The 13,068-nt window shown below is 69.4% G+C and carries 11 protein-coding genes; 4 read left to right on the forward strand and 7 right to left on the reverse strand.

Going from position 1 to position 13,068, the window contains the following annotated elements:
• Positions 1 to 304: 304 nt before the first annotated feature.
• The 3 genes from ACXJLU_RS08280 to ACXJLU_RS08290 all read left to right on the forward strand — a co-directional run bounded on the left by ACXJLU_RS08280 (position 305) and on the right by ACXJLU_RS08290 (position 3,688).
• Positions 305 to 793, forward strand: coding sequence for a nuclear transport factor 2 family protein (locus tag ACXJLU_RS08280; protein WP_457329959.1), 489 nt, complete (start codon positions 305 to 307; stop codon positions 791 to 793).
• A 42-nt stretch (positions 794 to 835) separates the two neighbouring features.
• Entirely contained in the window at positions 836 to 1,279 is a 444-nt protein-coding gene (locus ACXJLU_RS08285; RefSeq protein ID WP_457329960.1) for a universal stress protein, read from the forward strand.
• 297 nt (positions 1,280 to 1,576) lie between these two features.
• Entirely contained in the window at positions 1,577 to 3,688 is a 2,112-nt protein-coding gene (locus ACXJLU_RS08290) for a TonB-dependent siderophore receptor (protein WP_457329961.1), read from the forward strand.
• On the opposite strand, the gene ACXJLU_RS08295 is transcribed toward ACXJLU_RS08290, so the two are convergent.
• The 6 genes from ACXJLU_RS08295 to ACXJLU_RS08320 form a co-directional block, all read right to left on the reverse strand.
• Positions 3,676 to 5,991, reverse strand: coding sequence for a putative bifunctional diguanylate cyclase/phosphodiesterase (locus ACXJLU_RS08295; protein WP_457329962.1), 2,316 nt, complete (start codon positions 5,989 to 5,991; stop codon positions 3,676 to 3,678). The genes ACXJLU_RS08290 and ACXJLU_RS08295 overlap by 13 nt on opposite strands.
• A complete protein-coding gene (locus tag ACXJLU_RS08300) occupies positions 5,988 to 7,667 on the reverse strand; it encodes a GMC family oxidoreductase (protein ID WP_457329963.1) in 1,680 nt (559 codons plus the stop codon). The genes ACXJLU_RS08295 and ACXJLU_RS08300 overlap by 4 nt, the downstream gene beginning before the upstream one ends.
• 13 nt (positions 7,668 to 7,680) lie before the next feature.
• Positions 7,681 to 8,640 carry a quinone oxidoreductase family protein gene (locus ACXJLU_RS08305; RefSeq protein ID WP_457329964.1) on the reverse strand — a complete coding sequence of 320 codons (960 nt, stop codon included), beginning with the start codon at positions 8,638 to 8,640 and terminating at the stop codon, positions 7,681 to 7,683.
• A gap of 72 nt (positions 8,641 to 8,712) precedes the next feature.
• The gene (gene creD, locus ACXJLU_RS08310) at positions 8,713 to 10,104 is read right to left on the reverse strand and encodes a cell envelope integrity protein CreD (protein WP_457329965.1); all 1,392 of its coding nucleotides are present in this window, start codon (positions 10,102 to 10,104) and stop codon (positions 8,713 to 8,715) included.
• Positions 10,105 to 10,191: 87 nt separating this feature from the next.
• Positions 10,192 to 10,830: a MarC family protein gene (locus ACXJLU_RS08315; RefSeq protein ID WP_047503815.1), complete on the reverse strand. Its 639-nt coding sequence runs from the start codon at positions 10,828 to 10,830 to the stop codon at positions 10,192 to 10,194.
• Between the two features lie 28 nt (positions 10,831 to 10,858).
• Complete coding sequence (locus tag ACXJLU_RS08320) at positions 10,859 to 11,626, reverse strand: helical backbone metal receptor (protein ID WP_457329966.1); 768 nt, start codon at positions 11,624 to 11,626, stop codon at positions 10,859 to 10,861.
• Positions 11,627 to 11,823: 197 nt separating this feature from the next.
• Here ACXJLU_RS08320 and rbp point away from each other — a divergent pair, with 197 nt between their 5' ends.
• Positions 11,824 to 12,282: an RNA-binding regulator gene (rbp, locus tag ACXJLU_RS08325; protein WP_457329967.1), complete on the forward strand. Its 459-nt coding sequence runs from the start codon at positions 11,824 to 11,826 to the stop codon at positions 12,280 to 12,282.
• A gap of 76 nt (positions 12,283 to 12,358) precedes the next feature.
• Here rbp and ACXJLU_RS08330 read toward each other — a convergent pair.
• On the reverse strand, positions 12,359 to 13,068 hold a 710-nt coding region (locus ACXJLU_RS08330; RefSeq protein WP_457329968.1), incomplete at its 5' end, for a DUF4349 domain-containing protein.

The raw sequence follows: 13,068 nt of genomic DNA on the forward strand, positions 1-13,068 counted from the left end.
CGAGGCGCCGACGTTGATCATCAACAACGTCATCGGCCTGGCCAAGATGGCGAAGGTGTTCGATGCAGAGTTCGCGCGCAACCCGGCCCGTGCAGCGCGCGTCCTTCCCTTATGGCACCTATGAGTGCGCGACTTTCGAACGCTCGCCTACCGGTCCAGCCAAGCGATCGCCTGCGGCGAAGCAGTCTATCGCCGACGACTGCTCCTGGCCGGCCATACCGAGGCTCCGACCATCGATTCGCACGTGATAGCCTCGCGGCAACCCCTCCCAACCGCCGGGCGCATGCCCCCAACGATCGCCCCCATGCCACCACGCCACTACCTTCTCGCAGCCCTCCTTGCGCTGGCAGCGCATGCCCCAGCGCGTGCTCAGGTCGCGGTTCAAGCCAATGCCGACCATGCAGCGTTGCTGGCCAGCGCAGACCTCAGACTGGCTGAGAACAAGCGGCTGGTCTACGACTTCTGGCGCGAGGTTCTGGAGGCCGGTCACATGGAGTTTGCCGAGAAGTACATGGCGGAAACCTACATCCAGCACAACCCGAACGTGTCGACCGGGCGTGCCGCGTTCATTGAGTTCTTCGCCAAGGTCCGCAAGCCAAGGCCCATCGCGCCGCGCGTCGCAGCGCCACTCGTTTCGATCACAGCCGAAGGCCAGTTCGTGACGCTCAGCATCGTTCACGAACAAACGGATCCGAAGGACTCGACGAAGAAGTACACCACCACCTGGTTCGACATGTTCCGCATCGAGAACGGCAAGATCGCGGAGCACTGGGACTCGGCGCTGAAGCAATAGCTCGACGCTGCCCATCCCGTCTTCTCGCACACAGGCGCCTCCATGTACCAACGCATCCTCGTCCCGATCGACGGCAGTGCCACCTCCACCCGCGGGCTCGATGAAGCGATCCGCCTCGCGAAGCTGACCGGCGCGACGCTGCGCCTGATCCACATGGTCGACGAGCTGAGCTTCGCGACCGGCTTCGGCGGCTATGCGGGCGAYGTGGCCAGCGTCTTGAAGAGCGCCGGCAACGAGGTGCTGGCCCAAGGCAAGGCGCGCGCCGACGCGGCGGGCGTGGCCGCCGAGGTCGCGCTGTTCGAGACCCTGCAGCGCCGGCTCGCCGACGTGGTGGTCGACGAGATCGGCTCCTGGCACGCCGACGTGGTGGTGGTCGGCACGCACGGCCGCCGCGGTGTCGGGCGCTGGCTGCTGGGCAGCGATGCCGAGCAGATCCTGCGCAGCTCGCCGGTGCCGGTGTTGCTGGTGCGTCCGGAAGCAGACTGAATCGGCCCCGGGCCCCTCCGGCCCGCGTCGCGCGAACCCGACATCCCTCGGATTTTCAGAACGACTTGTTGAGAACGATTCCTATTCGCTCGTAAACTCGGCGAATGGGAGCCACGGCCCACCGCCTCTAGCCGCACGCCGGCGATCGTCCCGCCTCGAGCCTGGGACGGATCTCGCCGGCCGAACCCACCCGCCCTCCAACGCAGAACGCGTCCGCCCTCGGACCGCGTGGTCCACCCCTGCCTGGAAAGAGCCGGCGGCGAAACGCAATTCGATCTCAACGTTGGAGAAGTAGCAGTGAAGCAACCATTCCTGATGACGGCCTGCGCATTCGCGGCCTGCGTGGCGCTCGGTGACGTCCGGGCGCAAGAGGCCAAGCCGCAAGAAGCCACGCTCGACAAGGTCTCCGTGACCGGCAAGCGCGCCCACCGCGTCTCGAAGGGCGCCACCGGCCTGCCGATGGACGTGAAGGAAACGCCGCAGACCATCAGCACCATCGACCAGGGCGAGATGGCCGATTTCGGCCTGACCGGCAGCAATGAAGCGCTGGGCCTGGCCACCGGCATCAACGTCGAGCAGTACGAAACCAACCGGGCGACCTTCAATGCGCGCGGCGTCGAGATCCAGCTGACGCAGGTCGACGGTCTGGGCATGACCAACTCCTGGGGCACCGTCGTCGGCCGCGAGGACACCTTCCTGTTCGAGCGCATCGAGCTGATCCGCGGCGCCAACGGGCTGCTGACCGGTGTCGGCAACGCGTCGGGCACGATCAACTACATCCGCAAGCGCCCGAAGAACGAGGACGGCGGCGAGGCCAACGTGTCGTTCGGCTCCTACGGCCTCAAGCGCGTGGCGCTCGACTACAACAAGGTGCTGGCCGAAGACGGCTCCTGGGCCGGCCGGTTTGTCGTCGCCCATGAGGAGAAGGACTCCTGGATCCGCGACCTGCACAACGAGCGCACCTCCCTCTACGGCGTGGTCGACGGCCAGATCGGCACCGACGGCGTGCTGACGCTGGGCGTCGCCGCCGTCGACGCGAAGCAGGATTCGCCGATGTGGGGCTCGCTGACCCTGCTGCGCTCCGACGGCACGCAGGCCGACTTCGACGTCGGCTCGTCCACCTCGCAGAACTGGACCTACTGGAACAACAAGTCGTACAACGCCCTCGTCGAGTACGCCCACCACCTGACGCCCGACTGGGAAGCCAAGGCGACCTACAACTACCGCCACGGCAACGAATCGACGCGCCTGCTGTATGCGTACTCGCTCAGTGGCGTGCTGAACCCGGACAACACCGGCCTGGTCGGTCTGCCCTATCGCAGCGAGGGCAGCTCGGACAACCACGTGCTGGACATCAACCTCAACGGCGAGTTCTCGGCCTTCGGACGCAAGCACAGCCTGCTGGTCGGCCTGAGCCAGTCGCGGGAGAAAACCGCCGTCGACAGCTACGAGCCGCTGACCCACGCTGCCGACCCGCTGCCGGCCTTCCCGTATGGCGGCGACGTGTATGCCGAACCGGAGTGGGGCCCGCGCCTGCCCAGCACGCGCGGCGAGCAGACGCTGACCCGCCTGTACGCGGCCTCGCACATTGCGCTGACCGATTCGCTGAAGGGCGTCTTCGGCGTGAATGCCGTCCGCCTCGCACGCGAGGGTGCCTCGATCTACGGCAGCACCGCCACCAACACCGACTACCCCGTCACGAAGGAGACGAGCCCCTACGTCGGCCTGACCTTCGACTTCACGTCCGATGTGCTCGGCTACGTGTCGTACTCGGACATCTTCCAGAACCAGGACCAGACCGACATCAACGGCAAGTACCTGGATCCGATGAAGGGCGTCAACACCGAGGTCGGCGTGAAAGCCGAGTGGCTGGACAAGGCGCTGCTGACCACCTTCGCGGTGTTCAGCACAAAACAGAACGGCTTGGCGACCTTCGTCGGCACCATCACCGACGAGAACAGCCCGCTCAACGGCCAGAGCTGGTACGAGGGCAAGGACGTGAAGTCCAAGGGCTACGAAATCGAAGCCACCGGCCGCATCGCGAAGGATACCAAGCTGACGCTAGGCTACACCCGCCTGATCCTGACCGGTCCGGACGGCAACGACATCTATGAATGGGTGCCGCGCAACACGTTCAACTTCCGCGCCGACACCCGCGTGCCGATGCTGCCGGCGCTGCGCGTGGGCGCGGGCGGCCGCTGGCAGTCGGAGGTCAGCAAGATCGGCAGCGCGAAGCAGGAGGCCTTCCTGGTCGCCAACGCGTTCGCCGCGTATGAGCTGACGCCGGCCGCCACCGTGCGCTTGAACGTCAACAACGTGTTCGACAAGAAGTACGTCACCGGGCTGGCTTACGGCGCGATCTACGGCGCGCCGCGCACGGTCGCGGTGTCGCTCGACTACAAGCTCTGACTGGGTGCCTGAGGTGGCGTGATGGCGACAGGCCCCGGATTGGCATCCGGGCTGCGCATTTCGCCCAGCCAGCGCGCGGCGTCGGCGGGGGACAGCGGGCGGGCGTACAGGTAGCCTTGCAGCACGTCGCAGCCGGCCGCGGTGGCGGCCCGCGCGTGCTCACGCGTCTCGACACCTTCGGCCACCACGTCCAGGCGCAGCGCTGACGCCAGGTCGCAGATCGCCTTGACGACTGCCGTCGCATCGGGTGCCGGCATCGGGTCGATCAGGCTGCGGTCGATCTTGACGGTGCGCAGCGGCAGGCTGCGCAGCATGTTCAGCGACGAGAAGCCGGTGCCGAAGTCGTCCAGCGCGACCTCGATGCCGTGCGCCCGCATCTGCCGGATCTGCTCGCGCGCCTGCTCCATGTAGGTCACCGCCGCGCTCTCGGTGATCTCGAGCGTCAGCAGCGCCGGCGGCACGTCGAAGTGCCGCAGCGTGCGCAGCACCAGCTCCGGGAACCCGGGGTCGAGCAGTTGCAGCGGCGACACATTCACCGCCACCGGCACCATCTTGCCGAACGCCCCGCGCCACTCCGAGATCTGCTGGCAGGCCTGCGTCAGGATCAGGTTGCCCAGCGGGCCGATCAGCCCGGTGCGCTCGGCCGCCGGGATGAACTCCATCGGGCTGATGCGCCCGAGCCCCGGCCGGTCCCAGCGCACCAGTGCCTCGAAGCCGACCAGCATCTTGTTCTGCGCATCGACCTTGGGCTGGTAGACCAGGCAGAACTCGTCGTTCTTCATGCCGGCACGCAGCGCCTGCTCGGCATCGAGCGATGCCCCCGAGCCGCGCTCGAAGCGCTCCTCGGCGAACTGCACCGAGGTGCCGGGCGTGCGCTTGGCCTCGTGCATCGCCGCATTGGCCGCGCGCAGCAGCGCCTCCGGCTCGCGCGCGGTGGCGGGGTAGGTCGCCATGCCCATCGACACATCGAGGAAGAACTCGTGCTGCGGCAGCGCGAGCGGCTGCATCAACATCTGGCGCACCGCCTGCGCGACGCTGTGCGCGGTGCGGTCGCTCTCGCTGCCCGGCGCGAGCAGCGCGAACTCGTCCTCGCCGAGGCGCATCACCTCGGCGCGCCCGGCCAGCGCGCGCTGCAACGCGGCCGACAGCGAGCGCAGCACCGCGTCGCCGATCGACGGCCCGTGCGCCTCGTTGAAGAGCTTGAAGCGGTCGACGTCCATCAGCACCAGCGCGAACGGCGTCGGCAGCTCGGCCGCGCACAGGTCGCGCAGCCGCTGCAGCAGCGCGACACGGTTCGGCAGCCCGGTCAGCTCGTCGTGCGTCGCCTGGTACAGCATCGCCTGCGCGGCATCGTGCTGCGCGGTCTCGTCGCTGACCACCACCTGCTCGGCCGGGCGACCGTCCCAGTCGATGCGCCAGGCGCTGAAGCGCAGCTGGATCGGCGTGCCGTCGAAGCGGTAGCGCATCCCCTGCCAGCTGGCCTGCGTCAACTCGCCGGCGATGATCTTGCGGTGGCGGTCGCGCGCCTGCTCGCGTTCCTCGGGCGGCATCGTGGCCTCGCGCCACAGCGTCAGCACCTCGGTCAGCGAGCCCAGCCCGTAGATCTTCAGCAGCGCCGGGTTGGCATACAGCAGGTCCTCGCCGCGCACCACCGCGACGCCCTGGTGCGAATGCTCGGTGAGCTGCAGGAAGCGGTCGCGCAGCCGCCCCGATTCCTCGTGCGAGCGGCGCACCGCGGCATGCAGCAACGCCAAGCCGAGCGTCAGCCTCAGCATCGCCGCCACCGTAGCCTGCACCGTGATGCCGGCCGCGCCCCAGAACACGAAGGTGAACTGGTTGATGCCGAGCAGCATCAGCAGCAGCCCGGCGAGGCGCTCCGAGCCGCCCTGCCGCCACAGCCAGACGGTCGCAACCACGCCGGCCGCGACATGCAGGCTCGCGCTGACCGCCTGTGCCGCCTGCACGTTCAGCGGCACCAGCAGCGCGGCGACCAGCAGCAGCACCGCGCCAAGCGCGAAGCCCTGCACGCGCGTCGGCGTGCGGCCGGCCAGGCGGGCGCTGCCCAGCAGCAGCAGCGTCAGGTACAGCGCCGACACGCCGACGATCACGACCGTGCCCAGTGCGGCGACGGCGCCGTGGTTCTGCGCCTGCATCAGGTAGGCGGCGGGGATCATCGCCTGGCTCGCGAAGGCCCAGCCGAGGTCGCGCGAGAACATCTGCGCGCGGTCGCTGCGCCAGGCGAGCAGCATGGCCCAGCCGACGATCAGGTTCACGCAGGCGTTGATGGCGAGGGCGAGCGTCACGTGCCGGTCGCTTCCGCGCGGATCCAGTGGGCAGCGCGCTCGGCGATCATCAGCGTCGGCGCATTCGTGTTGCCGCTGGTGATGGTGGGCATCACGCTGGCATCGACCACGCGCAGCCGCTTGACGCCGTGCACGCGCAGTTGCGCATCGACGACCGCGTCCGGGTCGCTGGCCGGCCCCATCTTCGCGGTGCCCACCGGGTGGAAGATGGTGGTGCCGATGTCGCCGGCCAGCCGCGCGAGCTCGGCGTCGCTCTGGAACTGCACGCCGGGCCGGACCTCCTTCGGGTGGTAGGGCGCGAGCGCCGGCTGCGCGACGATGTGGCGGGTGACGCGCAGCGACCCGGCCGCGACGCGGCGGTCTTCGTCGGTGCTGAGGTAGTTGGCGCGGATCGACGGCGCGGTGGCGGCGTCGGCGCTGCGGATGTCGATGCGCCCGCGGCTGGTCGGGTTCAGGTTGCAGACGCTGGCGGTGAACGCATTGAAGCGGTGCAGCGGCTGGCCGAACGCATCGAGCGACAGCGGCTGCACGTGGTATTGCAGGTTGGCGTGCGGCTGCGACGGGTCGCTGCGCGTGAACGCACCGAGCTGCGACGGCGCCATGCTCATCGGGCCGCTGCGGCGCAGCAGGTACTCGGCACCGATCATCGCCTTGCCCCACAGCGAGTTCGCCATCGCGTTCAGCGTGCGCACGCCGTCGACCTCGTAGACGGCGCGGATCTGCAGGTGGTCCTGCAGGTTGCCGCCGACCCCGGGCGCGTCGCGCATCACCATCACGCCATGCTGCTGCAGCAGCGCGCGCGGACCGATCCCCGACAGCTGCAGCAGCTGCGGCGTGCCGACCGCGCCGGTGCACAGGATGACCTCGCGCGCCGCGCGGGCGCGCACGCGCTCGCCGCCGCCTTGCGGGATCACCTCGACGCCGTTCGCCTCCGGCACGCCATCCCACGAGCCGTCGCTCGGCCCGGGTTCGATCAGCAGCCGGGCGATCTGCGCACCGGTCCAGACCTGCAGATTGGGCCGGCGCAGCACCGGCCGCAGGAAGGCCTTGGCGGCATTCCAGCGGATGCCGCTGCGCTGGTTGACGTCGAAGTAGCCGACGCCCTCGTTGTCGCCGCGGTTGAAGTCGTTGCTGTGCGGAATGCCGGCCTGCTGCGCCGCCTGCGCGAACGCGTCGAGGATCTCCCAGCGCAGCCGCTGCTTCTCGACGCGCCATTCGCCGCCGGCGCGCTGGCCGCTGCGGTCGAAGCCGGGCGCGGCGTGGAACTCGTCGGCACCCTTGTGGAAATCCTCGTGCTGCTTGAAGAACGGCAGGCACTCGCGCCAACTCCAGCCGGGGTTGCCGAGCGCGCCCCACTGGTCGTAGTCGCGCGCCTGGCCGCGCATGTAGATCATGCCGTTGATGCTGGAGCTGCCGCCCAGCACCTTGCCGCGCGGGTAGCGCAGCGAGCGGCCGTTCAGGCCCGGGTCTTCATCGGTCTGGAACAGCCAGTCGGTGCGCGGGTTGCCGATGCAGTACAGGTAGCCGACCGGGATGTGGATCCACAGGTAGTCGTCGTTGCCGCCGGCCTCGATCAGCAGCACGCTCTTGGTCGGGTCGGCACTCAGCCGGTTGGCCAGCAGGCAGCCCGCGGTGCCGGCCCCGCAGACGATGTAGTCGTAGGTGATCTCGCGCATCGTGACGGCCCGCTCAGGGAATCAGCAGGACCTTGCCGGTCGAGGCGCGGCTCTCGAGACGGGCATGCGCCTGGGCGCCGTCGGCCAGCGCGAAGCGCGAGTCGACCGGCACGCGCAGCCGGCCGCTGCGCACCCAGCCGAACAGCTCGCCGGCGCGGCTGCGGCGCTCGTCGGCACTGGTCAGCACGTTCCACAGGTCGCCGCCGGTGAGCGACTTCGAGGTGTCCATCAGCATGCGCGGGTCGACCGGTGGCGGGTCGCCGCCGGCCATGCCGTAGAAGACGACGTGGCCGCCGGTGCGGGCCGCGGCGAAGCTCTGCACGAGCGTGGACCCGACCGAGTCGTAGACCACGTCGACGCCGCCCGGCGCGAAGGCCTGCGCGGCGGCGACCCAGTCCTGCGAATACAGCTCGACCGCATCGGCACCGGCCTCGCGCGCCTGCGCGGCCTTGGCCTCGCTGGACGTGAGCCCGATCACGCGCGCGCCGAGCGCCTTGCACAGCTGCACCAGCAGCCCGCCGACGCCGCCGGCCGCGGCATGTACCAGCACGCGCTCGCCGGGTTTCAGCGCATGGCTGTCGCGCACCAGGTACTGCGCGGTGAGCCCCTGCAGCAGCACGGCCGCCGCGGTGTCGAAGCCGATGTCGTCGGGCAGCGGGATCAGCTTCGCGAGATCGACCGCCACCAGCTCGGCGTTGGCGAATGGCATGTCGGCGAAGCCGACGCGGTCGCCGGCCGCAAAGCCGCTGCCGGCCGGCGCACTGACGATCTCGCCGGCCCCTTCATAGCCGGCGATGTACGGCGGCGAGCCGGCCAGGTGGTAGGTGCCCTTGCGCCGATAGACGTCGGCGAAGTTCAGGCCGATGGCGCGCGTGCGCACCAGGGCCTGGGCCGGCCCCGGCGTCGGGTCGGGATGCGGGCGATAGCGCAATACATCCGGCGCACCGAAGCTGTCGAAGCTGAGCACATTCATGGTGCGGCATGGTACGACTGCCTGGGTGGCGCGGACGCCGCGCCGACCGCGCTCCGCTGCCAAGTTGTTGCGCTAAGGCGCTTCCACTTGTTGCAAGTTTGTTTCGGCCAGGCCGTGCCAGTCGAGCCGCCGGGTCGCCACCATCACGCCCGCGAGCACGCAGAACAGCAGCACCGCGCCGGTGAGCAGCGAGCTTTGCTCCATCTGCAGCAGCACGTACAACGCGCCGTACAGGCCGGCGATGCCGGCACCGAACAGCGCGCCGGCGCGCCAGCCGCCCAGCATGTGGCGGCCATAGAAGGTGAGCAGCCCGGCGCAGGCGCTGGCCGCGATGGCATACGACAGCGCGAAGGCGAAGTGCTCGGAAAGCGCCAGCAACAGCAGGAAGAAGATGCTGATCGCGCAGCCCACGAGCAGGTACTGCACCGGGTGCACGCGGCGGCGCAGCAGCAGCTCGACCATCGCGACCGCGACGAAGGTGAGGCCGATGAAGAGCAGGCCGTACTTGATCGCGCGGTCGCTCAGCGAATAGGGGTTCACCGGGTCGATGAAGGACACGTCGAAGGACTCTGACGTGCGCTTCTCGCGGCTGTCGTCGACGACCGCGGCCGCCGATGCGGTCAGCGGCACCTGCGCCGCCGCGGTGTCCTCGCTCGACAGGCCGGTCGCGATGCCGGTGGCGAGCGCGGAGACGTCCCAGGTGGCGTCGAAGCCGTTCTTGCGCACGTCGCGCCGCGTCGGCAGGAATCGCCCGCCGAACGACGGATGCGGCCAGTTCGACGACAGCTGCACATGGTTCTCGCGCGCCAGCGGCACCCAGCCCAGCGCACTGGTGCCGGCCAGGTCGAGCGACAGCTTCACGACCGGCGGCACGTCGGCGCGCAGCCAGCCTTCGGGCAAGCGCGCCCGGAAGCCTTGCGGGTTCTTCTCGTCGCCGGTGCCCGGCTGCACGGCCAGCAGGTCGCTGCCGACGCGCAGGTCGGCGCGCCGGATGCCGCGCGGATCGGCCACCTCGACCTGCAGCGTCGGTGTGTCGCACTGCAGCCGCGCATTCGCGTGCCTCAGCGGCGGGCGCACCGGCGCCCAGGTGGCTTCCATCTCGGCGTGCAGGCCGTAGGTGTTGACCTTGAAGAGGCCGCGGTAGCGCGGCTCCATCGTCGCGGTCGCGACCACGTCGAGCCGGGCCGGCACGCTGGTGACGATGAACTCGCGCTTCTCGGTGCCGCTGCGGGCGGCGGGGCCGCTGCCGTACTGCACGTCCCAGGCTTCGGTGCAGCGCATGCGCAGCAGCGGGCCGGCCAGCGTCTGGCGGCCGGCCTGGCTCTGCTCGACGTTCAGTTCGGCCTCGGCGAGGCGCCGCTGGCGTTCATCGACCAGGTCGCCGATACGGGCCAGGGCCACGGACAACAGGATGGCGATCGCGCCGATGGCGGCGGCCTTGACGAGCAGCGGTGGGGGCTTCATGCGGGCTCCAGGAGTTGAAGCCGCGGACTGTGGCCAGCCCAGGTGAAGCCGCCATGAAGCGTGGGTGAAGCCGGTCGATGAAGCCGTTCAGTGGATGCTGCTCGCGAGGATCGGGAACAGCTTCACCAGCCCGTCCGACATCACCTCGACCGCGAGCGCCGCGAGGATCAGCCCCATCAGCCGCGTCATCACGTTGATGCCGGTCTTGCCGAGCACCCGTGCAATGCGGCCCGATGCACTGAAGGCCAGCCACACGGCGATCCCGATCACCACGCCGTAGCCGACCAGCACCGCGATCTCCCACCAATGCCGCGTCTTGTCGGCGTAGATCACCATCGTCGAGATGGTGGCCGGGCCGGTCAGCAGCGGAATCGTCAACGGCACCACCGCGATGCTGTCGCCGGCATCGACCTTGGTGTTGCCTTCGGTGACGTCCTCCTGCCGCGTCTCGGCGGGCTGGGCGTTCAGCATCTGCAGCGCCGAGATCAGCAACAGCGTGCCGCCGCCGACCTGGAACGACGCCAGCGAGATGCCGAAGAACTCGATGATCCTCAACCCGGCCACCGCGCTGACCGCGATCACGATGAAGGCGCTGAACGCGGCGACGCGGATCGTGCGCTGGCGCTGTTCGCGGGTGAAACCCCCGGTGAAGTGGATGAAGAACGGGATCACGCCGATCGGGTTCACGATGGCGAGCAGGGCGATCAGCGGCTTGTAGATGTCCATGCGGCATTCTGAGGGCGCGGGCGCGCCTTCAGCTGTGCGCCAGTTCGCGCAGGTAGCGCAGCCCCGGCACCGCGCGCGGCCCGTACCAGCTCAGCAGCTCGCCGTCGACCCGCTGCACGCGCGCCCGCGGGCACAGCGCCCGGGCCTGCACGGCGTGCGCGTCGCCGAACGCGAACGGCTCGGAGCTCAGCAGCACGCGCTCCACCTGCGCAAGCCAGGGCTCGTCGCCACGCAGCGCCGGGTAGCGCGCCGCACCGTGCGGGCCGCCATCGACCGCCGGCTCGGTGTGCCAGCCGATGCGCGCCAGCATGCGCGACAGGTAAGTGTTGCGTGCGACCGTCATCCACGGGTCATGCCAGATCAGATAGAGCACGCGCTGCGACTGACATGGGTCATCACGGGTTTCCCCTAGTTCGTGCTGCAAGGCCTCGCGCAGCGAGCGCGCCCGTTCGCGCACGCCGGGCTCGTCGTCGAACACGGTCGCCACCTGGTCGACCAGCGCGAGGTTGTCCTCGGGACCACCCGGGTGCGTGACGATGACCTGCGCACCCATCTCGTGCAGCGCCGGCACGATGTCGTGCCGGTTCTCATCCACGTTGACGAGGACATGGGTGGGCGCGAGGCGCCGCAGCTTGTCGAGGTTCACCGCCTTGGTGCCTCCGACTTTGGGCACGCCGCGCACGACGGCCGCCGGATGGACGCAGTAGCCGGTGCGCGCAACGAGGCACGGACCGAGGCCGAGTTCGACGACGAGCTCGGTCAGGCTGGGCACGAGACTGGCAATGCGGGGGCTCATCGGACCTTTCTTGCGGCGTACAGACAACACTTTTCGTTTCCCTCGCCTTGCAAGGGGTTTCCACAATTTGCACCGCTTCGCGCAATTACTCGATAATCAAAATTCTGTGTCTGGAAGCAGCGCCTTCACTTGAATGGTTCAGGATGGGTACACGCTCCACATGGTTCTCGTGACTTCAGGAAAGAAAGGCGCTCTCCATGGGCAATAAACTCTACGTCGGCAACCTCGCCTACAGCGTTCGCGACGACGATCTCCAACAAGCATTCGCACAATTCGGTACCGTCTCGTCCGCCAAGGTCATGATGGACCGCGATACCGGCCGCTCCAAGGGCTTCGGCTTCGTGGAGATGGGCTCGGATGCCGAAGCTCAATCCGCCATCAACGGCATGAACGGCCAGGCCCTCGACGGCCGTGCGCTGGTCGTCAATGAGGCCCGTCCGCGCGAAGAGCGTCCGGGCGGCTTCGGTGGCGGCGGTGGCCGTTCCGGCGGTGGTGGCGGCTTCGGCGGCGGTGGTGGCGGCGGCTACGGCGGCGGCGGTGGTGGTGGCAGCCGCTCCGGCGGTGGCGGCGGCTACGGCGGTGGTGGCGGYGGCCGCTCCGGCGGTGGCGGCGGCTACGGTGGTGGCGGCGGCAGCGGTGGCCGCGGCGGCTACTGATCCGTCCTCCCGACCGATCAAGCTCTGACAGAAAGCGGTGAGTGCGAAAGCGCTCACCGCTTTTTTCATGCCCCGGTCAGCCGCGCCGACGGGCCCGGCGACGCCAGGCAGCGCGCACGCCCCAGCCGGCCAGCCCCAGCACGACCATCCACGGCAACAACCCGACCGCCGCGGTGATCAGCACCCCGACGCTCACCGCCACGACATGGCCGGCGCTGCGCAGCGCATCGGTGACCGGCTCCCACATGCCGGTCTCGATGACCGACGGCTGCGCCCGGAAGCTGATCGACACGTGCACCTTGTCGGTCTCGTTGGCCAGCACCTTGCGCTGCGCGGCCAGGCTGTCGAGCTCGCTCTGCACCTGGACCAGCTCGCGCTCGACCTCGATCAGGTCCTTCAGCTTCGCGCCGGGCGTCGACATCAGCACGCGCAGGTGGTCGCGGAACGCGGTCTGGTTCTTCAGGCGCGCCTCGGTGTCGAGCACGGTGTCGGTCTTGTCCTCGGCGGTGCGGGCGTTCAGGCCGGTGCGGCCGAGACTGCCCAGGTGCGCCAGGAAGGCTTGCAGCCGCTCGGGCGGCACGCGGGCTTCGAGCGTCGCGGTGGCGGGGCGGCGCTCGTCGTTGCGCTCGAGCGCGGCGTTCAGCACCTCGCAGCCGGCGGCGGCGCAAGCGTCGGTGGCGTCGCGCCAGGCGGCCTCGACGCCATCGGCCGCGGTGAAGATCTGCAGCGTGTGGCGCACCGCGACGTAGCGGCGAGTTTCAGACGCGCTGTCGGCCGCGGCCCGCT

Source organism: Rhizobacter sp. P5_C2 (genome assembly GCF_054049715.1).